17 protein-coding genes and 1 pseudogene are annotated in these 23456 nt (G+C 64.0%); 12 read left to right on the forward strand and 6 right to left on the reverse strand.

Annotated elements, in window-relative coordinates:
- The first annotated feature begins 193 nt into the window (after positions 1-193).
- A complete protein-coding gene (locus BN1127_RS11160) occupies positions 194-2320 on the forward strand; it encodes an alpha-amylase (protein ID WP_042649509.1) in 2127 nt (708 codons plus the stop codon).
- A 67-nt stretch (positions 2321-2387) separates the two neighbouring features.
- On the opposite strand, the gene BN1127_RS11165 is transcribed toward BN1127_RS11160, so the two are convergent.
- Positions 2388-3014, reverse strand: a complete 627-nt coding sequence (locus tag BN1127_RS11165) for a glutathione S-transferase N-terminal domain-containing protein (RefSeq protein ID WP_042649510.1) — start codon at positions 3012-3014, stop codon at positions 2388-2390.
- A gap of 159 nt (positions 3015-3173) precedes the next feature.
- Between BN1127_RS11165 and BN1127_RS11170 the strand changes: the two genes are divergently transcribed.
- The 4 genes from BN1127_RS11170 to BN1127_RS11185 all read left to right on the forward strand — a co-directional run bounded on the left by BN1127_RS11170 (position 3174) and on the right by BN1127_RS11185 (position 6803).
- Positions 3174-3818 (forward strand): response regulator, encoded by a 645-nt coding sequence (locus BN1127_RS11170; protein WP_005324525.1) that lies wholly within the window; start codon positions 3174-3176, stop codon positions 3816-3818.
- A gap of 205 nt (positions 3819-4023) precedes the next feature.
- Positions 4024-4605 (forward strand): TetR/AcrR family transcriptional regulator, encoded by a 582-nt coding sequence (locus BN1127_RS11175; protein ID WP_042649511.1) that lies wholly within the window; start codon positions 4024-4026, stop codon positions 4603-4605.
- 71 nt (positions 4606-4676) lie between these two features.
- Positions 4677-5534 carry an alpha/beta hydrolase gene (locus BN1127_RS11180; protein ID WP_042649512.1) on the forward strand — a complete coding sequence of 286 codons (858 nt, stop codon included), beginning with the start codon at positions 4677-4679 and terminating at the stop codon, positions 5532-5534.
- Between the two features lie 123 nt (positions 5535-5657).
- Positions 5658-6803, forward strand: coding sequence for a patatin-like phospholipase family protein (locus tag BN1127_RS11185; protein WP_042649513.1), 1146 nt, complete (start codon positions 5658-5660; stop codon positions 6801-6803).
- Positions 6804-6831: 28 nt separating this feature from the next.
- Here BN1127_RS11185 and BN1127_RS11190 read toward each other — a convergent pair whose 3' ends face one another.
- A complete protein-coding gene (locus tag BN1127_RS11190; protein WP_042649514.1) occupies positions 6832-8784 on the reverse strand; it encodes a monovalent cation:proton antiporter family protein in 1953 nt (650 codons plus the stop codon).
- Between the two features lie 230 nt (positions 8785-9014).
- On the opposite strand from BN1127_RS11190, the gene BN1127_RS11195 reads away from it, so the two are divergent.
- Entirely contained in the window at positions 9015-9944 is a 930-nt protein-coding gene (locus tag BN1127_RS11195) for a GGDEF domain-containing protein (RefSeq protein WP_042649515.1), read from the forward strand.
- Positions 9945-9965: 21 nt separating this feature from the next.
- On the opposite strand, the gene tilS is transcribed toward BN1127_RS11195, so the two are convergent.
- The gene (gene tilS, locus BN1127_RS11200; protein ID WP_042649516.1) at positions 9966-11303 is read right to left on the reverse strand and encodes a tRNA lysidine(34) synthetase TilS; all 1338 of its coding nucleotides are present in this window, start codon (positions 11301-11303) and stop codon (positions 9966-9968) included.
- Positions 11304-11431: 128 nt separating this feature from the next.
- On the opposite strand from tilS, the gene BN1127_RS11205 reads away from it, so the two are divergent.
- From BN1127_RS11205 to BN1127_RS11220, 4 genes are all read left to right on the forward strand, one after another.
- A complete protein-coding gene (locus BN1127_RS11205; protein WP_042649517.1) occupies positions 11432-13462 on the forward strand; it encodes a M13 family metallopeptidase in 2031 nt (676 codons plus the stop codon).
- Between the two features lie 115 nt (positions 13463-13577).
- Positions 13578-14015 (forward strand): PliI family lysozyme inhibitor of I-type lysozyme, encoded by a 438-nt coding sequence (locus BN1127_RS11210; RefSeq protein ID WP_042649518.1) that lies wholly within the window; start codon positions 13578-13580, stop codon positions 14013-14015.
- Between the two features lie 361 nt (positions 14016-14376).
- The gene (locus BN1127_RS11215) at positions 14377-16110 is read left to right on the forward strand and encodes an ABC-F family ATP-binding cassette domain-containing protein (RefSeq protein ID WP_042649519.1); all 1734 of its coding nucleotides are present in this window, start codon (positions 14377-14379) and stop codon (positions 16108-16110) included.
- A gap of 83 nt (positions 16111-16193) precedes the next feature.
- Positions 16194-16730 (forward strand): GNAT family N-acetyltransferase, encoded by a 537-nt coding sequence (locus tag BN1127_RS11220; RefSeq protein ID WP_042649520.1) that lies wholly within the window; start codon positions 16194-16196, stop codon positions 16728-16730.
- Positions 16731-16797: 67 nt separating this feature from the next.
- Here the strand turns inward: BN1127_RS11220 and yjeH are convergent, their stop codons facing one another.
- Together yjeH and BN1127_RS11230 are read right to left on the reverse strand one after the other, a co-directional pair.
- Positions 16798-18075 (reverse strand): L-methionine/branched-chain amino acid transporter, encoded by a 1278-nt coding sequence (gene yjeH / locus BN1127_RS11225; RefSeq protein ID WP_042649521.1) that lies wholly within the window; start codon positions 18073-18075, stop codon positions 16798-16800.
- Between the two features lie 135 nt (positions 18076-18210).
- On the reverse strand, positions 18211-19503 hold the full coding sequence (locus BN1127_RS11230) for an HAAAP family serine/threonine permease (protein WP_041206253.1): 1293 nt from the start codon (positions 19501-19503) through the stop codon (positions 18211-18213).
- A gap of 497 nt (positions 19504-20000) precedes the next feature.
- On the opposite strand from BN1127_RS11230, the gene BN1127_RS11235 reads away from it, so the two are divergent.
- Both BN1127_RS11235 and BN1127_RS11240 read left to right on the forward strand, forming a co-directional pair.
- Positions 20001-20909, forward strand: a complete 909-nt coding sequence (locus tag BN1127_RS11235; protein ID WP_042649557.1) for a LysR family transcriptional regulator — start codon at positions 20001-20003, stop codon at positions 20907-20909.
- Between the two features lie 101 nt (positions 20910-21010).
- A pseudogene (locus BN1127_RS11240) lies at positions 21011-22422 on the forward strand (MATE family efflux transporter).
- Between the two features lie 74 nt (positions 22423-22496).
- Here BN1127_RS11240 and accA read toward each other — a convergent pair.
- Positions 22497-23447: an acetyl-CoA carboxylase carboxyl transferase subunit alpha gene (gene accA, locus BN1127_RS11245; RefSeq protein ID WP_005330832.1), complete on the reverse strand. Its 951-nt coding sequence runs from the start codon at positions 23445-23447 to the stop codon at positions 22497-22499.
- Positions 23448-23456 lie beyond the last annotated feature (9 nt).

The raw sequence follows: 23456 nt of genomic DNA on the forward strand, positions 1-23456 counted from the left end.
CATCGACCGGCATTTTTTATGGCGCCGCGCTCCGGGCAGCAGGGCGGCCATCACACTTTGCCGGGCTTGAAAACGTAACCATTTGAACTGACCTCACAAATCGGCATTTTGCCGGTCCAAGCCCACCCGCAGGGCCCCTAGAATGAGTGCCTCAACGGAACCCGATCTCCTCACTCAGCTCAAGGAATGGCCTATGCGTCCCTCGCCTCGTTTCGATCTCCGCCCATCCTCCCTGTGGCTCGCCCTGCTGGCCACGCCACTGTTCGTCGGTCAGGCGCTGGCCGCCCCCGAGGTGCATCTCCACGTGGATGGCAAACCGGTGGCCGAGGCGCTGACGCTGGACAAGGGCACCGTCACCCTGACCCACAGGCTGGACAAGGGGAACCACCAGATCCGCATCGCCGATGCGGGCAACAGCTGCGGCACCAGCTTCGGGCCGACCGAGGCCAGGCCGCTCCCCTTCGGCACAGCCCAGCCCATGGACAAGTGCAGCAAGGGGGCGAGCTTCACCCTGAGGGTGATGCTGGCCGGTGACTACGAGTTCACCTTCAACCCGGATACACCCAGCCTCAAGGTGCTGCGGGCGACCAAGAAGAGCGAGTTCAAGCGCCAACCCCCCGAAGAGCCCTGCATCCAGTGGGATGGCGGCCCTGTCACCGTATCGCTGCAAGGGGTCTGGCCCAATGGCACCCGGTTGCGGGATGCCTACTCGGGACAGGAAGCCGTGGTCAAGGGCGGCAAGCTGACCCTGACACCGAGCAAGGAGAGCGGCGGCCTGCTGCTGCTCGAGCCGGTCAAGACGGCCAAACCCGCGCCCTTCAGCTGGGAGCAGGCGAGCGTCTATTTCCTGCTGACCGACCGCTTCCACAACGGCGATCCCGCCAATGACCATAGCTTCGGCCGCCAGAAAGATGGTCAGGACGAGGTCGCCACCTGGCATGGCGGCGACTTCAAGGGGTTGACCGAGAAGCTCGACTACATCAAGTCCCTCGGCATGAACGCCATCTGGATCACCCCCATGGTGGAGCAGGTGCACGGCTTCATCGGCGGTGGCGAACAGGGCAACTTCCCCTTCTATGCCTACCACGGCTACTGGGCGCTGGACTTCACCAAGATTGACCCCAACTACGGCGACGAGGAGAGCCTGAAGACCCTGGTGGACGAGGCCCACAAGCGCGGCATGCGGATCATCCTGGACGTGGTGATGAACCACGCCGGCTACGCCACCCTGGCGGATCTGCAGGATCTGGGGCTCACCGATCTCACCCAGAACACCGGCAAATTGCCGACCCGCTGGAACGAGTGGCGCCCGAACGGTGGCCTCAACTGGCATGGCTACAACCAGTTTATCGACTATCAATCGAGCGATTGGAGCAGCAAATGGTGGGGCCCTGACTGGGTGCGCGCCGGCCTGCCCGGCTACCTGCAGCCCGGCACCGACGATGTCACCGGCTCGGTGGCGGGGCTGCCGGACTTCCTGACCGAGTCCACCAAGCCGGTGGGCCTGCCGCCGCTGCTGGCGGCGAAAAAAGACACCCGGGCCAAGGCCCTGCCCAACGCCACCGTGAGCGACTACCTCATCGCCTGGCACACCGACTGGGTGCGTCGCTTTGGCATAGACGGCTTCCGGGCCGACACCGTCAAGCATCTGGAGCCCGCGGTCTGGGCCAAGCTCAAGCAGGCGGGCACCACCGCGCTCAAGGAGTGGAAGGCCGCCAACCCAGACAAGGCCCTCGACGATCTGCCCTTCTACATGGTGGGCGAGGTATGGGATCACGGGGTCGCCAAGGATTTCTGGTATCAGAACGGCTTCGATTCCCTGATCAACTTCGACTATCAGCGGGAGTTCGCCCTGCCCCAGGCCCAGTGCATGGCGGGCGCCGAGCCCACCTATGCCAGCTACGCCAGCCGCATCAACCAGGATCCCGAGTTCAACGTGCTGAGCTACATCAGCTCCCACGACACCAAGCTGTTCTTCGGCGACTATCAGGACGTGCCGCTACAACGACGGGTCGCGAGCAGCTTCATGATGCTGCCGGGGGGCATCCAGCTCTACTACGGGGACGAGTCCGGCCGCGGGCTCGCCAAGGATGGCGGCGTGTTCGATCAGAGCGTGCGATCCGACATGAACTGGCAGGAGCTGGGGAGCGGCGAGAAGGCCGATCTGGTCAAGCACTGGCAGCAACTCGGCCAGTTCCGCGCTGCCCACCCGGCGGTGGCGGCAGGCAGCCACAAGAAGCTGTCCGATGCCCCCTACGCCTTCGTGCGGGAGAAGGGGGAGGACAAGGTGGTGGTGGTGTTCGCCGGCCGGCAGCCATAACCGGGCACGAATCGGACAAACGAAGAGGGGAGCCAGTGGCTCCCCTCTCTCATTGCACAGGCACACTTCATGCCGACTGCCGGGCGATGGCCGGCCACTGCAGCCGTGCCTTGACCAGGGTCTCCTGCCACAGGGGCCAGGCCAGCAAGGCTTGCTGATAGGCGCCCGCCTGACCGGGCAGCGAAATGCCGTAGCTCGCCAACCGATAGGCCATCACCGCATAGAAGGCATCCAGGATCCCTGCCTCCCCAAAGTAGAAGCGCCCTCTCGCCTGGGACCAGATGGTCTGCAAGCGAGCCAGCTCGCCGATGGTCTCTACCGGCGGCTCGCTCTGGGTCGGCGCTCCCAAAAAGAAGGGCAGACGACTGCGGATCTGGCCAAAGCCCGCGTGCAGTTCGGCGCACAGACTGCGGGCCAATGCCCGCTCGGCCCGGTCCGTCGGATAGAGGTGGCGCGCCGGGCACAGCTCGTGGAGATACTCGGCGATGGCGAGGGAGTCGTGGATGCGCAGCATCCCGTCATCCAGCCAGGGCACCAGCCCGGCCGGCGCCGTGCGCTTGAGCCGTTGCAACGCCTTGGCATCCTCCAGATCGAACACCTGCTCCTGCCACTCCAGCCCGCTCATGGCGAGCACCAGTGACGCCCGCATTGCCCAGGTGGAACCTGTGCCTACCGTCAATACCAAGGATCCCATCAATTGCCTCCTGCGTTGGGTTGTTCATGACCACCCCGTCGGCCCCGTTGGCACGACATCTCATGGTCGCCTCACATTTGCACACCAGCGAGTTTGACCCCCTTGGGGAGCAGTGCTAGTTTGATTTTTCAAAACAATCAGTTAGCAAAAATGTGAGCAATGGACAGCCAATTTACCATCGTCATCGCAGATGACCACCCCCTGTTTCGGGGCGCCCTCTATCAAGCGGTGCACATGGCCATCGACGAGGCCAGGCTGCTGGAGGCCGACTCCATCGACAGCCTGACCCACCTGCTCGCGGAGCACCCCGAAGTCGATCTGCTGCTGCTAGATCTCAAGATGCCGGGGGCCAATGGCTTCGAGGGGCTGGCCTATCTGCGCGGCCAGTACCCGGACTTGCCCATCGTCGTGGTCTCTGCCTCGGAAGATGCCGCCATCATCCAGCAGGTGCTGCGACTCGGGGCCCTGGGCTTCATTCCCAAGTCGGTGCCCATGAAGGAGCTGGTCAGCGCCCTCAATACGGTGATCGGGGGGGACAACTGGGTGCCGGAAGGGATCTCCCTCCACCCTGAGTCCGAGGATGGCCCCGACTTTGCCAGCAAGCTGGCCAGCCTCACCCCCCAGCAATACAAGGTGCTGATCATGTTGCGGGACGGCAGCCTCAACAAGCAGATCGCCTGGGAGCTCAACGTCTCCGAGGCCACCATCAAGGCCCACATCACCGCCATATTCAGAAAGCTCGGGGTCAAGAACCGCACCCAGGCGGTCATCGCCCTGCAGCAGATGGACATCAAGGACAGCTGAGCCCCTTGTCACCCCCAGGGCTCATATCACGCCCATCCTTCAGAAAGATCGGGGTCAAGCACCGCACCCAGGCGGTCATCGCCCTGCAGCAGATGGACATCAAGGACAGCTGAGTCAGCAGCTTGTCTCCACCACTATGGCGGTTTGTTGCTCGACAATTAGCACGATCGTACTTTATGCTGCAGAACCCAGAGAGGAGAGTGCGATGAGCAAGGGCCGTCTGACCCGCGACAACATTTTGCAGACCGCCTTCGAGCAGGCGAGCCAGCAAGGGCTCGAGAGCCTGACCATAGGCTCGCTGGCCAGTGCATGCGAAATGTCCAAGAGCGGCCTGTTTGCCCATTTCCAGTCTCGCGACAACCTGCAGATCGCCGTGCTCGCCTACTCTGCCGAGGTGTTCCGGGAGCGGGTGATCCAGCCGGTGCGCCAGCAACGGCACGGCTCCCAGCAGGAGAAACTGCTGGCCCTGCTGCAGGCCTGGCTGGCGTGGAACCAGAGCTTTGCCGGACGCTGCATGTTCCTCGACGCCTGGACTTCGGCCCAGGAGGGGGAGGTGCAGCAGGCGGCCCGCCAGCTGGTGCGTTTCTGGCTCGACTATCTGGCTCGCCAGGTGGTGCAGGGCCAGGAGAAGGGAGAATGGCGCAGGGATCTGGATCCCTGGCGCGCCGTCTACCGGCTATATGGCCTCTATCTGGGAGATCAGGTGTTCAATGCACTGGACTTGTGTCAGGATCCGGCCCGCCACTTCTGGCCCGAGGTGGAAGATCTGCTGACCAGCTGGCGCTGAGGTTCTGGCTCTTCTTTTTAAAAACAGACAAAAAAGCACGACCGTTCGCACATAAAAACCACAGGATGACCATGAGCAGCAAGATCTATTTCAACACCCGCCGCGTCAGCCCGAGCAAGTTGCTGCTGGGGCTTGGCACCCGGTTGCACCACGCGCTGGCACCGGCCCACGCCAAGCGCACCGCCAGCAAGTTGTTGCTGACCCCGCAGCGCCCAACCCGGGAGGTCGCCGCCCCCACCGGGCTGGTGCAGCAGGCCATCCACACCGGTGAGGGCACCCTGATGAGCTACCGGCTTGGCCAGGGCCCGGTGTGGCTGCTGATGCACGGCTGGTCCGGCAGTGCCAGCCAATTCTACCCGCTGATGAGCCATATCGCCGCCCAGGGCTTCACCGCACTGGCCTATGATCACCCCGCCCACGGCCAGAGCGAAGGCAGCACAGGGCACCTGCCCCGCTTCGTGCGCGCCTTCGACGAGATCCTAGCGCGCGTCGGCCCAGTTCAGGGGGTCATTACCCACAGCATGGGGGGCGCCGTCACCCTCAGCAGCCACCACCCCGCCCTCGACGCGCTGCCGCTGCTGCTCATCTCGCCCGTGCTCGACTATGTGCCCCAGCTCTATGGCATGGTGGCCCGCTCCGGCTACTCCATCCGGCTGTTCGATGCGGTGGTCAAGGAGATCGAGCACGAATATAAGCATCCCTTGAGCACTGTCGATCCTCTGGGTCGTCTCGCCCGTCGCCAGGGGGCGGCCCTCATCGTTCACGACGAGGAAGACAGGTTTGCCCCCCATAAAGACTCGTTGCGGGCGGCAGAGGACGGCCGTACCCGGTTGGTGAGTACCCGTGGACTCGGCCATGGTCGCATCCTGGCAAGCCCCCCCGTGTTCGCCGCCTTCGATCAGCTGACCCAGCCCAGAAGCGAGGCCTGATCCCGCCGTACCGGTCGCCTCAAAAAAATGATGAGGCGGCCCATTTTTATCCGGGATACAACGTCTTATAGTTAAATTGCGCGGTGGCACCCCGCCCTTGCAATCACAATAAGGCGCAGCAGCATGGCCAGACCCAATACAGCTCTCCTGTTGACCGGTGGTGGTGCTCGCGCCGCCTATCAGGTCGGCGTACTCAAGGCAGTGGCCGAGCTCTATCCCCGCAACCTCGGCATCCCCTTCCCCATACTGTGTGGCACCTCGGCAGGAGCCCTCAACATCACGGCGCTGGCGTGCTACGCCTCCTGTTTTCACCTGGGGGTGCGCAAGTTGGAGTGGGTCTGGCGCCGTTTCGAGACCCATCACATCTTCGACTTTCATCCCTGCCAACTGCTGTGGCGCACCCTGTATCAGGGCTCGGCCGGTCTCATCAGCCCCCAGAGCAACCACGCCTTCCACCTGTTCGACAATGCCCCCCTGCGCCGCCTGCTGGATCAGCTCATCGACTATCACCGTATCGATGACAACATCCTCTACGGCAGCCTGGAGGCCATCGCCATCACAGCTTCCGACTATGACGACGGCCTCTCCACCACCTTCTTCCAGGGGCGGGCCGAGCATCAGCCCTGGGAGCGGGCCAGGCGGCGCGGCCTGCGCACCCTGCTCACCTCGGATCACCTGCTGGCCTCGGCAGCCCTGCCCTTCGTCTTTCCCGCCACCCCCATAGGCGATCGTTTCTACGGTGACGGCTCCATCCACCAGCTGAGCCCCCTGAGCCCCGCCATTCACCTGGGCGCAGAACGGATCCTGCTGGTGACGCTGGATTCACCCCATCAGGGGAGCGCGTCCCCGCACCAGAGCCGCCTGACCAGCTCCAACATCGCCAGCCACCTGCTCAACACCGTCTTCTCCGACACCCTGAATTCGGATCTGGAGCGACTGGGACGCATCAACCAGACCCTGTCGCTCATCCCGCCGCGGGAGCGCAACCGACTGAAGCTGCGCCAGGTGGAGACCTGCGTCATCAGGCCAAGCCAGGATCTCGACCTCATCGCCCTCGATTACCTGCCCAAGCTGCCGACCCAGTTGCGCCGCCTGCTGCGGGTACTGGGGGTGAATGGCCAGGAGAGCAGCAGTCTGGCCAGTTTCCTGATGTTTCACCCGGGTTACTGTCAGCAGTTGATAAGGTTGGGGTATCAGGATGCAATGGCGCAACGTCAGCACATCGAGTCCTTCCTGGACATCGAAGAGCGGATCCGCGAGGAGGCTTGAACAGGCAGTCGTCGCCCGGACCGGGGGCCTAATGCCCCTCCAGCAGGCGCTGCTCCGCCTGCTCCATGGCCACGGCCGTACCAAACAGCACCAGCCGATCTCCCGCGAGCAGCCTCAGATCGGCCTTCGGCTCCAGGCTCCGCTCTCCGCGATGGACCGCCTTGATGCGCACCTCCCCCAGGGGCAATTCCCGCACCCGACGCCCAACCGCCCAGGCCTGATCGTGCAGCAACACGGGGTGCAGCCGCTCCAGCAACTGATCCGTCTCCAGGTTGCCCGCACTCTGATCTCCCCAGTAGAAGCCATGCAGGAAGCGGTACTGGCTGCTGCGCTCGTGCTCCATGCGCCGGATCACCCGGCCTAGGGGGACGTCGCAGTTGACCAGCAGGTGGGACACCAGCATCAGGGCACCCTCCTGGGACTCAGGTATCACCTCGAAGGCTCCGGCCTGCTTGTAGTGCTCGAGGAAGCTGTCGTCCCGGGTTCGTACCAGCACCTTGAGATCCCCCGCCAACGCCCGGATCTGCGTCAGCATGGCATCGACCCGCTTGCGATCGTCGAAGGTGATGATCACCAGGCGAGCCCGCATCAGACCGGCCGCCAGCAGGATGTCGCGCCGGCTGGCATCGCCAAACGCCACCTGCTCCCCCGCCAGCTTGGCCTCGCTCACCCGCTCGGGATCGAGATCCAGCGCGAGAAAGGGGATCTCCTCGAGTTTGAGAAAGCGGGCACAGGTCTGCCCGGTACGCCCGAAGCCGGCGATGATGACATGCTGATGCTTGCTGAGCCCCGACTGGGCGACCCCGGCGCGCGAGAGCAGGGCCCCGTCGGTGAGGGAGTGGGCGAGCCCCAGCGCCCGCTGCACCAACCAGGGGGTGAGAGAAAGGGTGATGACGCCGACGCCGATGAGCAGGGAGACCATCTCGTGACCGAGCAGGCCATGGTGGCTCGCCAGCGCCAGCAGCACGAAGCCGAACTCGCCGACCTGGCTCAGCATGATACCGGCCGCCATGGCATCGCGCTTGCGCTCCCCCATCAACCGGCCCGCCAGCAGCACCAACAGCGACTTGCACAGGATGAGCCCGAGCACGCAGAGCAGCACCTGCCACCAGGCGTTCGCCACCAGCGTCCACTCCATGGTCATGCCGATGGTGATGAAGAAGAGCCCCAGCAAGACGTCCCGAAACGGCTTGATGTCCACCTCCAGCTGATGACGGTAGTGGGACTCCCCCAGCATCATGCCGGCCAGGAAGGCCCCGAGCGCCATGGAGAGCCCCATCCACTGGGTCAGAGAGGCCGCCAGCAAGGCCACCAGCAGGGTACTGAGCACGAACAGCTCATCGGATCGCGCCCGCGCCACCTCGTGAAACACCATGGGCAGCAGCCATTTTCCCACCGCGAGCAAGACTGACAGGGCAAACAGCCCCTTGAGGGAGGCCCAGGCGACTTCCGCCAACAAGGCGCTGCCCTGCACCTCTGGTCTGGCCAGGATGGGGATCATCACCAGCAGCGGCACCACCGCCAGATCCTGAAACAGCAGGACGCTCACCCCGAGCTGGGCCCGCCGGGTATGGAGTTGCTGCAACTCCCCGAGTTGCTTGATCACCACGGCGGTGGAGGAGAGGGCCAGGGTGCCCGACACCACCAGCGCCTGGGGCAGGCTCAGACCCCACCACCAGCCGAGCCAGAAGAACAGCAATGAGGTGAGCAGCACCTGCAGGCCGCCGACCCCCAGCACCAGCTTGCGCATGGCGAGCAGGCGCGGCAGCGAGAATTCGAGCCCGAGGGAGAACATCAGGAAGACGATGCCGAGTTCCCCTATGGTCTGCATCATGGCCTGCCCGGTGACGATGGCCGCGCCATGGGGGCCGAGCAACATGCCGACGAACAGGTAGGCGAGGATCACCGGCTGACCCAGGCGTCGGAAGATAGCCACCAGCAGGACGGCGGAGAGCAGCAGGATCAACACATCGGCGTACACACATCCCTCTCTTTTATCTGTCCCCATGGCATGATGAGACTGTGCATCGGGCTCCTCGCACCGTCCGGTCATCTTCGGGGCTACGGGACAGGATCCCGCTCCTTCCGGGCGCTCGCGACAAGCGGCACACCGGGGTTATTTACCCTCCCATTTCATCTCGTTAAGCCTAGCCAGCACCTTTGTTTTCCATCGAACATATTTTGGGCACGAGGATTGCAGTAACCCGCCTAATGAGTGGAGAGGTGCAAGGCTGCAACGTGGAAAACACATCGTCATTGAACGGCTTCGGACACGGCATCGAGCAGTGGGTACAGCAGATGGAGCGGCTCACGCCGCTGACCGGACAGGATCCTTATCAGCAACTTCAGGAGCTGCTGAGGCAACGGGATCTTGACGCCCTGCTGGCAATCTTTGCCGAGCGGGTGGCAAAGATTGTCCGGATCCACACGCTCCACCTCGACTGCGGCCAGCCTCACAGCCTCATCGCTCACCCACCCCAGGCCAGACAGGTGCTGCATGGCTATCGCTTCGAGCTGCGCGGCCAGCATGAACAGTTGCTCGGCCAGTTGCAGTACGAGCTGGATCAGCCCATGAGCGACGGCCAGCGACGGCTGCTGGAGCAATATCACCAACTGTTCTGCCTGCCTCTGCCGCTCTATCTTCGGTTAAGCCAGCTGGAACAGCAGGTGCGGCTCGATCATCTGACCGGGCTTGGCAACCGCGCCTATTTCGATGAGGCCATCGGCCGGGCGGTGGAGCAACACTGCCGGGAACCCCACGGTCTGGTGCTGGTGCTGCTGGATCTCGATCGTTTCAAACAGGTCAACGATACCTGGGGTCATCCGGTGGGGGATCTGGTGCTGAGCCGCTTCGCCCAACTGCTGCAAGGCTGCATTCGCGGCACGGATCAGGCGTTTCGCCTCGGCGGGGATGAGTTTGCCCTCTTGCTGCAACCCGCGGACCCCGAGGCCTGGCGCCCGGTCTGGCTGCGGCTGCAACATGTACTGCACAGCCACAAGGAGCTCAGCGCCTTCTCGGTGGGGTGCAGCCTGGGAGCCGCCAGCTGGCACTCTGGCATGGACGTGGAGCGGCTCTATGCCACGGCGGATGCCCACCTCTACGCCCGCAAGAAGGCCGGCGAAGCGGGCATCCTCGAATAGGGCGCCGTTTATCCCGTGCCGTCAGCCAGTGCCCAGGGTGACGGCACGCCGCCACTCCCAGGCCATGCCACCCTCGGGCGCCAGAAATCCGTCGCAGACGAAGAGCCCGGCCACCAGCGCCACCTGCTCCCCGTAGTAGAGGATGGGGATGCGTCCCCTTTGCCAGGAAGGCATCCCGTACTCTTGCAACAACTTCTTCAGGCGTCGGCTGCCAACCCGCCCCACCGGCTTGAGCATGACGCCTGGCGCCACCTGAAAACGTACCGACAGGGGCTCGTCCTCCCGTGGCGGGCGCAGCCCTTCTCCCCCATCCGATGACAGCAGCCTGAAGGTCCCCAGTCCGTCCGGCAGGCGGAGCGTCTCCCCCGCCCGGGTGGGCAACACCTCCTCACGGGGGGCAAGGCCGGGCGGCACCAGATGGAGTCGCCCCTGAAAGCGGCGGCACTCCAGCCCCTGCAGACTCAGCCTGGGGTTCGCGTCTTCGCGCGCCAGCGCCACCTCCTGCCACAGCAGCCCCAGCAGCTCCCGGGACGGCATCTCCCCCCCCTGACGGCGGATCCAGTGGCGCAGCAGGTTGTTGCGCCGCACCGGGGAGAGCGGCTGCAGCGCCTCGATGCACAGCGCATCGCCCTCACCTGCCACCTGCCAGTCCGCCTCCGCTAGCTCGCTGATCAGCGCCTCCTGCTCGGCGCACAGGGCCATGCTGCGCGCCGCCGTCTGGGCCATGGCAGGCCAGCGGGCCTTGAGCTGGGGGATGAGCTGCTGGCGCAGGAAGTTGCGGTCATAGCTCACATCCTCGTTGCTCTCATCCTCCACCCAGCCATAAGGAAGTGACTGCGCGGCTTCCGCCAGCTCGGCCCGACTCACCTCGAGCAAGGGGCGCAGCAGCAGCCCACCCGCAAAGGGTTGGCTCGGCACCATGCCCGCCAGCCCGCGCAGGCCGGCGCCACGCTTGAGCGCCAGCAGCAGGGTCTCCAGCTGATCGTCCTGATGGTGGGCGGTGAGCAGCCACTCCCCCTCCTCCAGCTGAGCGGCAAGGGCCTGATAACGGGCCTCCCGCGCCTGGGCCTCCAGGCTGTCGCCATTGCCTCGGGAGAGCCGCACCCGCTCCACCACGAGCGGCACCGCCAGTTGCTGACACACCGCTTCGCAGTGGGCCACCCAGTCGTCGGCGTGAAGGCTCAGGCCGTGATGGACGTGCAGGGCGCGCAGGGTGAGGCCGTGGGCGTGAGCAAAGCGGGCCGCCAGCACCAGCAGCACGGTGGAATCGAGCCCGCCACTGAAGGCCACCAACAGGCCCCGGGAACCTTCCGGTGCGGGCAGAGTCTGACAAAAACGAGAATAAATACGAGAAATCATAGGCTTCCCCAATACGACCAGGCCGATCTTAGCAGAGTCGGGCTTATCAAGCGCTAACCCGACTGCTAGAGTGAGTTTCCTCCCGACCTGGGCAGGGACGCTGAGTAACCCGAATTGGAATCAGAAAAATGAACAATAAGAAAAGCATACTGGCCGGCCTCATCGGGCTGGCCCTGCTGGCCGGCTGCAGTCAGGGACCGGACCAGACAGACAAGCACTCCGGCCTCGCGCTGGCCAACATGGACACCCGGGTCAAACCCGGTGACGACTTCTTCCGCTACGTGAACGGCCACTGGCTCGGTACCGCCAAGATCCCGGACGACAGGCCCGCCGACGGCGCCTTCTACATGCTGCGGGACAAGTCCCTGGCGGACGTGCGGGTGCTGGTGGAAGGGCTGGACGGCAAGGCTGCCACTGGCACCCAGGCCCAGCAGATCCGGGATCTTTACCAGAGCTATCTGGATCAGAAGACCCGCAACGCCAAGGGCACTGCGCCGCTGTTGCCCATGCTGAGCGAGATAGAGCAGATCCGAACCCCTCAGGACCTCGCCCGCGCCTTCGCCCAGAGCGGCCGCATCGGTGGCAACGCCCCGTTCGGCTTCTGGATAGACGCGGACGCCAAGGCACCGGACAGCTATGCGGTCTACCTCTATCAATCCGGACTCAGCCTGCCGGACAGGGATTACTATCTCAAGACGGATGCCGCCAGCCAGGCGCTGCTGCAAAAATACGAGCAGCACATCGCCGCCATGCTGAGCCGCTTCGGCGAGGCGGATGCGGGGGCCAAGGCCAAACGCATCCTGGCTCTCGAGACCCGGCTCGCCCAGATCCAGTGGGACAACGTGGCCCTGCGGGACAGGGAGAAGAACTACAACAAGGGGCCGGTGGGCGAGCTCAAGCGCCTCGCCCCCGCCATCGACTGGGACGCCTATCTCGGTCAGGCCGGCCTTGCGGGGCAGCAGAGCCTGGTCATCGGCCAGCCGAGCTACCTCGCGGCCCTGAACGAGGTGATGCAGCAGACCCCGGTCAATGACTGGCAGGCCTACCTCAAGTGGCAGCTCATCACGGACTTCGCCCCCTACCTCGACAGCCAGACCGATGCCCAGAACTTCGCCTTCTTCGGCACCACGTTAAGCGGCACGCCCAAGCAGCGCGCCCCCTGGGAGCGAGCGCTCGGGGTGCTGGACAACAACCTTGGCGAGGCGGTGGGCAAACTCTACGTGGAGCGCTACTTCCCGCCCCAGGCCAAGGCCCGTATGGAGCTTCTGGTGGAGAACCTGCGCACCGCCTACGGCCAGAGCATCGAAGAGCTGGACTGGATGTCGCCAGCCACCAAGACCCAGGCCCTGGCCAAGCTCGCCAAGTTCAGACCCAAGATCGGCTACCCGGACAAGTGGAAGGATTACAGCGCCATCGCGATCCGTGCCGATGATCTGGTGGGCAACCTGCAGCGGGCCCGCGCCTTCGAATACGCCGACAACCTGGCACGCCTCGGCAAGCCGGTAGACAGAGACGAGTGGCACATGTCGCCGCAGACGGTGAATGCCTACTACAACCCGAGCAACAACGAGATCGTCTTCCCGGCCGCCATCCTGCAGCCCCCCTTCTTCGACATGCAGGCGGATGACGCGGTCAACTACGGCGCCATCGGCGGGGTGATCGGCCACGAGATGGGTCACGGTTTTGATGATCAGGGCGCCAAATCCGACGGTGACGGCGTGATGCGCGACTGGTGGACGCCCCAGGATCTCAAGGAGTTTCGCTTCCGCACCAGCCGGCTGGTGGCTCAGTACAACCGCTTCGAGCCCATCAAGGGGCAGTTCGTCAACGGCCAGTTCACCCTAGGGGAGAACATCGGCGATCTCGGCGGCCTTACCATCGCCCACAAAGCCTACCTGCTGTCGCTGGATGGCAAGGAGGCCCCGGTGCTGGACGGCTTCACCGGCGAGCAGCGCTTCTTCCTCGGCTGGGCCCAGGTATGGAAGGGCATGTATCGCCCCGAGCTGATGCAGATGCTGCTCGCCTCGGATCCCCACTCGCCGCCGGAATACCGGGTCAACGGCGTGGTGCCGAACATCCCCGCCTTCTACGAGGCGTTCAACATCCAGCCGGGTGACAAGCTCTATCTTGATCCGGCCAAACGGGTCAAGATCTGGTAAACACAGGGTTGACAGGGGCTGGCCGACAACCGGCCCCGGGTCGACCACAGACAGGGCGGGGGCCAGGCCCCTGCCCACTGACACCGCAAGACAAGCAGCAACAAGGGTCACATCCATGAAAGCCTTATTCCTTACTCTCGGCCTGCTCACCCTGCCCCTCGCCAGCCAGGCGGCGGACGGGTTCTTCAAACAGCTGACGCTCCCTTCAGGCCAGGTAGTAACCGTCAGCGAAGGGCGTGGCGAGCCGGCCTCCACCGGCAGCTACGACGTGCGCCTCTACTCCGGCGCCAACCCCCAGTTCCCGCTGGATCAGTTCATCGACGGCAAGGTGCTGCCGCGCGATGGCAGCATCAAGGAGCTCAAGCTGCTGGATCTCAACGGCGACAAGCAGCCTGAGCTCATCGTCGTGGTCGAGAGTGCCGGCAGCGGCCGCTACCTGAGCGCCGACGCCTTCACCCTCACCCCGCAGGAGGGGCTGGACAGCTTCAACCATGTGGAGGGGCTGGCCCCCAATGAAGATGTGATCCAGGCGCTCAAGACCCCCCGCGACTGACCCCCCATCACCACGCCCCGCACTGCGGGGCGTCTTTTGTCCCGCCGCTGACGATGTTCCTTCCCACCTCCCCCGCAGGGCGTCGCCATGGATAGACGGTTATTTTTTCTGCGCTTATAATCGCCGCACCGTGCCATAACGAAACACAAGGAGGTAAAACATGGTTATCCAAGCGTGCCCGATCATTTCGGCCCGCCTGTTCGGCACATTTGCCTGCTCTTGCCTGCATACCATCGCGCTGCGATAGCGGGTTCGAGCAAAGCCGACTCCTTCCACACCGAGACCTTTCTCGACTCTGCCGTTGTCGCCAGCGCTCCTGATGACAGGGATTTCTGATCCCGCCATTTAAGAGAGCAAGAGCATGACGACCCTGATGAGTACCCACTCCCTGCAGATGACTGCGGGACACCTCCCCTTGTTTGACCACATCAATCTCGGCATCCAGAGCGGCGATCGCCTGGGCCTGATTGGCGCCAATGGCTGCGGCAAGAGCACCCTGCTCGCCCTGCTGGCCGGTGAGTTGCAACCCCATGACGGACGGGTGCAGCAGGCCGCCCCCTGCCGCTGCGAGTTCGTGGCCCAGCACCTGCCCCCAAGGCTGCAAGGGCTCGGCACCCGCGCCGTGCTGCAGGATGCCCTGGGGGGTGACCCCGCCGCCGACTGGCAGGTGGACAAGATGCTGACCGAGCTGCAGCTCGAAGAGCAGGCCGAGCTCCCCGCCAGCGCCCTGAGCGGCGGCCAGCACACCCGGTTGCAGATAGGCCGCGCCCTGCTGCGCCAGCCCAACCTGCTGCTGCTCGATGAACCCAGCAACCACCTGGACTTGCCCGCCCTGCTCTGGCTGGAGCAGTTTCTGCTGGGCTGGCGGGGCGCCCTGGTGCTGGTCTCCCACGATGCCCGCCTGCTCGATCGGGTGACCCGCGAGACCCTGATCCTGCGGGACGGACGACTTCATCGCTTCGCCCTGCCCTGCAGTCAGGCCAGGGTGGCGCTGGCCGAAGAGGACGAGCAGGCCCGCCTGCGCCGGGCCGACGAACAAAAGGAGATAGACCGCCTGAGTGCCAGCAGCAAGCGCCTCGCCATCTGGGGGCGCGAATATGACAACGAGAAGCTGGTGCGCCAGGCCAAGTCCATGGAAAAACGCATCACCCGCCTGCAGGAGGAGCAGAGCCAGGTCGCTGCGCCGGCCCCCTGGCGCCTCGAGCTGCACGGGCAGGCACTGCCCGCCGATGCACTGATGCGACTGGAAGCCCTCGAGGTGCGCCCCGCCCCCGGCTTGCCGCCCCTGCTGCGGGCTGAGGATCTCTGGTTGCGGGCTGGCGACAGGGTCGCCCTGCTCGGCGCCAATGGCACCGGCAAGTCCTCTCTGCTGCGCCAATGCTGGCGTGAGCTGGCTTCGCAGGTGGCGGGGGAAGGCTGGTACTGCCACCCCGGCGCCAGCATCGCCTATTACGATCAGTCCCTGCAGCAGCTGGACGACAACGCCACCCTGAGCGACGCCCTCTATCCCCTGGCGCCCTTGCCGGAGGTGACACGGCGCCAGGCGCTGATCCGCGCAGGCTTCCCCTACTCCCGCCATGGCCAACGGGTGCACGCCTTGAGCGGGGGCGAGCGGGCCAGGCTGCTGTTTCTTGCCCTATCGCTCGGCAGCCACCATCTGCTCTGGCTCGATGAACCCACCAACCACCTGGATCTGGCGGGCAAGGAGGAGTTGGCCGAGGCCTTGAACGCCTTCCCCGGGGGCGTCTTGCTGGTCTCCCACGACCGGGATCTGATCGAGCGCAGTTGCAACCGCTTCTGGCTGATCAGAGACGGACGCATCCAGGAGACCCACAGTGCCGAGCGGGCCTATGCCGAGCTGATCGACCAGCAGCAGAGGCCACTAGCTGGCGGGCCATCCGGGCACGACGCCCGCCAGGCCACTGCCAGTGCGGAGGATGACGAAGAGGCCCTGCTGGCCCGCTGGTATGAACTCGATGCCCTACTGGCCGCCGATCTCGCCCGCAAGCCCAGGCACCAGACCCCGCGGCTGCAGCAAGAGTGGCGCCATGAGCTTGCAAGACTGGCCAGCATGCTCGGGTTGGTCGAATCATGAGCGCAGCCATAAACCACCTTGGTCATCCCCCTCTGTTTGACTCAACACAAGCGGCCAGCCACGGCTGGCCGCAAGGAGCCACCATGACTTCAACTTCACCACCAGAGATCAAGCTGGATCCCGTCACCGAGGCCGACCTGCCCCACATCTATCGCGGCCTCTCCGATCCGCGAGTCATCGCCTACTACGGCGTCAGCTACGACAGCCTGACGGCATGCCAGGCCCAGATGGATTGGTACGCCGAGCTGACCCGCACGGGTCGCGGTGCCTGGCACCTCATTCGCGACCAGCACACGGGCAAGCCGTTCGGCGCCATCGGCTACAACGATTCCGACCCGACTCACCGGCGAGCCGAGCTGGGCTACTGGCTCTATCCCGAGCATTGGGGCAAGGGGGTGATGAGCGCGGCGCTGCGACTGTGGCTCCCGCTGACTTACCGCACCACAGCGCTGCATCGGCTGCTGGCGGTGGTGGAAGAGCCCAACCTCCCCTCCGCCCGCCTGCTGGAGCGGGCCGGCTTTCATTACGAAGGCACGGCGCGGGAGTGCGAGTGGAAGGGGGATCGGCCTGTCTCCCTGCGCCACTACGCCCTGCTGCGCAGTGACCTGCCAGACCTTTAAGCACCACCACATCTGATCGCCAGCAAAAAGCCCCGCACTGCGGGGCTTTTCTCATCCAGAGGAAGGCTCACTTGATGGCGCAGACGTCGCCTGATGCCGAGCGACGGCGCCTGCGCCGCCACAGGGAGAAGCAGCCATACCCCAGGCTCAGCACCACCGCATAGAGCACCTGGGAGGCGAGCGCCACCAGCACGGCTGCGCAGAGCAAGACGCTCACCCCCGCCAGCCCCTTGCCCGTGCCGCCGAGCAGGCGCCAGCCCGCCGCCATGCAGAGCAGATAGACCAGCACAAAGTTGCCGTTGGCGTAGCGGATGAGTTCATCGAGCGGCAGCCTGAGCCAGAGGATCAATGTGATGGAGACGAGGCAGATGGCGAGCACCCAGCACAGGGCATTGAGGGGGGCGCCCCGGGCCGAGAGCCGGGAGAGGGAGACGGGCAGTTTGCCTTCCCGCGCCATGCTCCAGATAAGGCGCGCAAACCCTTGCAAGTAGATGTTGATGCTGGCGAAGCAGGAGAGATAGCCGAGCACCGCCACCAGCCACTTGGCGGTGGGGCCGAACAGCAGGGAGAGCAGGGCCGGGATGGCAGTAGCATTGGTCGCCTCGTCCCCATAGAGGCCGTATTTGAGCACCACCAGGGAGTGGACCCAGTAGATGAGCCCCGCCAGCAGCACGCCGCCGAGCAGGGCCAGGGGATAGTCCCGCTCCGGTCGCTTGAACTCCTCCCCCATGTGGGCGAAGGCTTCCAGCCCCACGAAGCACCAGAACATCACCGCCAGCGCCGTGCCCATCGCGGGCCACTCGGCGGCCGTCGGCAGCGGCCGGGCGGCGTCGCGCCAGCTGAGATCCCCCTTGAACCAGATGAGCAGGGTCAGCCCCAATATGGCCAGGGCAATCAACAGTTGCAGGTTGCCGGAGGAGCGCGCCCCCCTCAAGCCGAGCAGGAAGACCCCGAGCAGGGTCAGCAGCTGGATGGCCCACAGGGTCCACTCCCCCAGATCAAACAAGGCGTGCCAGAAACCGGCGGCTATGGTGAGGGCGGCAGGCAGCCCCACCGGCAGCACCGCCAGAAACAGGAAAGCGGAGAAGCGCTCGGCACCGTTGCCAAAGGCGAGCCCGATGAGGTGCGGCGCCCCGCCCGCATGGGGATAGCGGCGCCCGAGGCGGGCGAAGGTGAAGGCGATGGGCAGCACCAGTACGATGAGCAGCACCCAGGCCCAGAGCGAGGCCCCTCCCGCCAGCGACGCTGCTGTCGCCGGTACCACGAAGATCCCGGTGCCGAGCAATGAGGTGGCGAGCAACCCCATCCCCTGCCAGAGCCCGAGATCCTTTTTCAACCCAGACATATCCTTTTGTCCCGTCTAGAAAAACATCCTGCCATGTTAGGCCGCCACCACGGCTTTGTTAAGCACTCTGCGCCGCAAACAAGAAAGCCGCCTCTTGGGAGGCGGCTTCTTTATTCAACAGCGTAACCGGAATTATCAGGCAATCAGCTTGTAGATGATGCCGGACATGGCGATCAGGCCAATCAGGGTCACGAAGCCGTTGCTGAGGTTGCCGGCGTATTTGCGCATGGCCGGGATCTTGGCGACGGCGTACATCGGCATCAGGAACAGCAGCATGGCGATGATGGGGCCACCCAGGTCTTCGATCATGCCGAGGATGCTCGGGTTGATGGTGGCGATGGCCCAGGTGGTCAGGATCATGAAGACAGCGGTCACCTTGTTCAGCTGCTTGATCTCGACCTTCTTGCCCTTCTCGCGCAGCGCCTTGGCCATCAGGCCGTTCATGCCTTCTTGCGCACCCAGGTAGTGACCCAGGAAGGATTTGCTGATGGCAACCAGGGCGATCAGCGGTGCCACTGTGGCGATCACCGGGTTGTCGAAGTGGTTGGCCAGGTAGGAGAGGATGGAGATGTTCTGTTCCTTGGCAGCCGCCAGGTCAGCCGGGGAGAGGCTTAGTACGCAGCTGAATACGAAGAACATCACTGTCATCACCATCATGACGTGGGCACCCAGCAGGATGTTGCTGCACTTCTTCTCCGCCTTCTCACCGTAGCGGCCTTTGTTGTCCACCGCGAAGGAGGAGATGATCGGGGAGTGGTTGAAGGAGAACACCATGACAGGGATGGCCAGCCACAGGGTCTTGATGAAGTCACCGTTGAAGGCCTCGGACAGCGCAGGCGCTTCGGTCACAATGGCACCGTTCCAGTGCGGGATCAGGTAGAGCGCCAGGCCCATCAGGGTGATCACGAAGGGGAATACCAGCACGCTCATCGCCTTGACGATCACCTGGCCGCCGAGGCGAACGATCGCCATCAGACCCAGGATCAGCACCAGCGACAGGATGGCACGGGGAGGCGCCGTCATGCCCAGCTGGTGAACCATCAGGCTCTCGACGGTGTTGGTGATGGCCACAGAGTACATCAGCAGGATGGGGTAGATGGCAAAGAAGTAGAGCAGGGTGATGAACTTGCCTGCGGTCTTGCCGAAATGCTCTTCCACTACTTCGGTGATGTCACCATCACGGGTGGAGCCGGACAGCACGAAGCGGGTCAGGCCACGGTGGGCGAAGAAGGTCAGCGGCAGGGCCAGCACCAGCATGGCCACCAGTGGCCAGAGGCCACCGACGCCGGCATTGATCGGCAGGAAGAGGACACCGGCACCGATGGCGGTACCGTACAGACCCAGCATCCAGACCAGATCGGCCTTGTTGATGCCACGGGAGGAGGCTTTGCTCAAGCTGCCTTCAACTGCAATATTCATGTCAGACATAGGGATGTTCCTGTCATCAAGGAAAGTGGATTCTTACTAGTCGGTGGGCATGGGCCCGGTTCCCTCTCCCTGGAACACCTGCTGTTCGTCCTTTTTTATTCTCAGGCCCCGGCCATTTGGCCATCACTCCATGTGACAACCAAATCGCAACAAACGAAGGCATGAGATCGTGATGCTGAGGGTGTCGCTCGCGCCATTTAACAAATCGGCAACGGCCACCTCATCCGATGAGCTGACTCTAGTTAAAAGGCCCTATTAATCACAGCGTTTTTTTGAATTAATCAACCAAAGTTTGATTCCAGTCGCCTTTCAAACGAGCAAGATCACATTACATACGCCATGTTGCGAAATTTTTTTAACAAATCAAAAATAGGTGGTGGTTTAAAACACCCCTGAAAAGAGCAACAAAGCCGTTACAACCCCCGCAACAGCGTGCCGATTGTCTCCCGCCCTCCCTTGGCGTACCCTTGGTTTTCCCCCTCTGCCGCTTGCTGAACATGACCATCACCCGCACCGATCTTGCCGAACTGGCGGTATTTGCCGCCGTCGCCCGCCACCGCAGTTTCAGCAGGGCCGCCCTCGAACTCGGGGTCTCTGCCTCGGCCCTGAGCCATTCCCTCAAGGGCTTGGAGAGTCGTCTGGGGGTCAGGTTGCTCAATCGCAGCACCCGGGCCGTGGTGCCGACCGATGCGGGGGAACGCTTGCTGACGCAGTTGCTGCCGACCCTGGGTCAGCTGGAGGAGGCGCTGGAGGAGTTGACTCGCCATGGCGATGAACCGGTCGGCAGGTTGAAGATCTGTGCGCCCAGAGCCGCCATTCAAGAGGTGCTGGCTCCTGTGCTTATCGACTATCTGGTGCGCTATCCGCGCATGCAGGTGGAAGTGGTGGAGCTGGAGCTGATACCGCGCCTCATCGAGGATGGTTATGATGCCGCCCTCTTCTATGGGGACATACTGCCCAAGGAGATGATAGCCGTGCCCCTGGGCCCGTTGCAGCGCTACCTGGTGGTGGGCTCCCCCGACTACCTGGCAAGGCGCGGCATCCCTCGCCACCCCTCGGATCTTCGTCAGCACGACTGCATCGGTTATCGCCTCACCCCCCATCACCACTATCGCTGGGCCTTTGCCGCCGATGGCGAGCTGCTGGAGATCGAGGTGAGCGGGCCGCTGACCACCAGCACCCCCGCCCTCTACCTGGGGGCGGCCGAGGCGGGCCTGGGGCTGGCCTACTGCTATGAGGAGGAGGTGAGCGACGCCCTGGCGGCAGGGCGACTAGTGACGGTGTTGGCCGACTGGAGCCCCACCTTTGCCGGCTTCCATCTCTACTATCCCAGTCGCCACCAGCTGGGCCAAGGCCTGCGGGCCCTGATAGACATGTTGAAGGCCCATCATAGCCCGCAAGACTGATGAGCAATATTCATCAATCCATCAAATAAACACCGGATTATCAATAGAAAGATAAGAATCTACACTGTGCCTTCGATCCCCAAACCCGCAGAAGCACAGCTATGTCAGCCTATTTCATTCGCCGTCAGCGGGCCATGACCCGCCGTTTCTGGGGCTATGCACTCCCCTCCATCATGGCCATGCTGGTCTCCGGCGCCTATTACCTGGTGGATGGCATCTTCGTCGGCCACTATGTGGGGGCCGCCGGTCTCGCCGGTATCAACCTGGTCTATCCGGTCATCATGGTGCTGATCGGCCTCGCCGCCATGATAGCCATGGGGGCGGCGACCGCCATCTCCCTCCAGCAGGGTGCCAGAAACTTCGCCCTGGCCCGCCAGGCCCTGGTCAATGCGCTCTGGTTGCTGGGGCTGTTGGGGGCCCTGGCGCCGCTGCTGCTGCACCACTGGCATCATGACATCCTGCTGGCCCTGGGCATTGTTCCGGGCACCGAGACCTGGCAGCAGGCCAGTGACTACCTCACCTGGATTGGGGGTGGCACCCTGCTGCTGGCCAGCAACCTGGCGGTGCCCTATCTGCTGCGCAACGACGGTCGACCTCGCCTTGCCATGGTGCTGGTGAGCGGCGGTGCCCTGCTCAACATACTGCTCAACTACATCATGGTCGGCCGCCTGGGGCTGGGACTGGTGGGCACGGCCCAGGCCACCCTCATCTCGGAAGGGGTGGTCAGCCTGCTTGGCCTCGGCTATTTCTTTACCTCCCGCGCCAGGTTGCGCCTGGGCTGGCGCCAACTGGTGCCCAGCGTCCCGGCCATGCCGAACCTGCTGTTCACCGGGCTGCCGAGCCTGATCGCCCAGTTCAACCTGGGGCTGTTGCTGCTGCTGCACAACAGCCAGCTGATGGTGCACGGATCGGATCGGTCAAGGATCTGGCGGGCTTCACGGTGGCGGGTTACACCGAGGCGGTGTTCATCGTGATCCTGCAGGGGCTGGCCTTCGGCATCCAGCCGCTGATCAGTCAGGCCACCGGGGCCGGGCGCCAGCGGGATCTCAGATTCCTGATGGCCATGGGGCTCAAGATCACTCTCATCTACGGTCTGGCGGTCTGGCTGCTGATCCAGCTGCTGCCCCGCCAGGTCGCCATGCTCTACACCGGGGATCAGGATGCCGAGCTGCTGGCCGCCGCCGTCAGCAGCCTGACCCTCAACCTTGCCGCCATTCCACTGGAGGGGATCATCATGTTCGGCATAGTGCTGCTGCAATCCATGGCTCGCACCCGCCAGGCCCTGGTCATCTCAGCCGCCAAGACGGCACTGCTGCTGCCCCTCATCTTCCTGCTGCCGCTCTGGTGGGGCCGCGACGGTGTGCTGCTGGCCCAGCCCGCAACCGTACTGCTGCTGACTCCGCCCCTGTGCTGGTTGCTATGGCGGGAGTGGCGTCGCCTCACGCAGGCCAAGGCCCCCCGCCACCCGCGCCGCCCCCTGGTACAGGTGAGGGAAGAGGTGATGACGAGATGAGATCTCAGGTTTTCTGCCGCCCATAAAAAAGTCCCCGCAATGCGGGGACTTTTCACAACAGATGCACAGGGGCGTTAGCAGTAGCCGTAACCCAGCAAACGCTGGTAGCGCTGCTCCAGCAACTGGTCGCTGTCCAGCGGGCGCAAGGCAGCGAGATCTTGCTTGATGCGATCCTTCAGGCGCTGGGCCATCAGCTCCACGTTGCGATGGGCGCCGCCGAGGGGCTCTTCGACGATGCTGTCGATGAGCTTCAGCTCCTTCAGGCGCTGGGCCGTGATGCCCATGGCATCGGCGGCCACCGGCGCCTTGTCGGCGCTCTTCCACAGGATGGAGGCACACCCTTCCGGCGAGATGACGGAGTAGGTGGAGTACTGCAGCATGTTGACGCGATCGCCAACCCCGATGGCGAGCGCGCCGCCGGAGCCGCCTTCACCGATCACGGTGCAGACCACCGGCACGGTCAGGCCGGCCATGACTTTCAGGTTGCGGGCGATGGCCTCGGACTGGCCACGCTCCTCGGCACCCACGCCGGGATAGGCACCCGGGGTGTCGATGAAGGTGATGATCGGCATCTTGAAGCGCTCGGCCATCTCCATCAGGCGCAGGGCCTTGCGGTACCCTTCCGGGCGTGGCATGCCGAAGTTGCGACGGATCTTCTCCTTGGTCTCGCGACCCTTCTGCTGACCAATCACCATGACGGGCTCACCGTCCAGGCGGGCGATGCCGCCGACGATGGCCTTGTCATCGGCGTAGGCGCGATCACCGGCCAGCTCGTCGAAGTCGGTGAAGATCTGCTCGATGTAGTCGAGGGTGTAGGGGCGCTGGGGATGACGCGCCATCTGGGACACCTGCCAGGCACCCAGATCGCCGAAGATCTTCTTGGTCAGCTCTTCGTTTTTCTTCTCCAGCCGACGGATATCTTCGCTGAGATCCACGGCACTGTTGTGCTCGCTCACATGGCGAAGTTCATCGATCTGTGCCTGCAATTCGGCGATCGGCTGTTCAAAATCCAGAAAAAGACTCATAGGGACAAT

The organism is Aeromonas media, assembly GCF_000819985.1.
GTDB lineage: Bacteria > Pseudomonadota > Gammaproteobacteria > Enterobacterales > Aeromonadaceae > Aeromonas > Aeromonas media.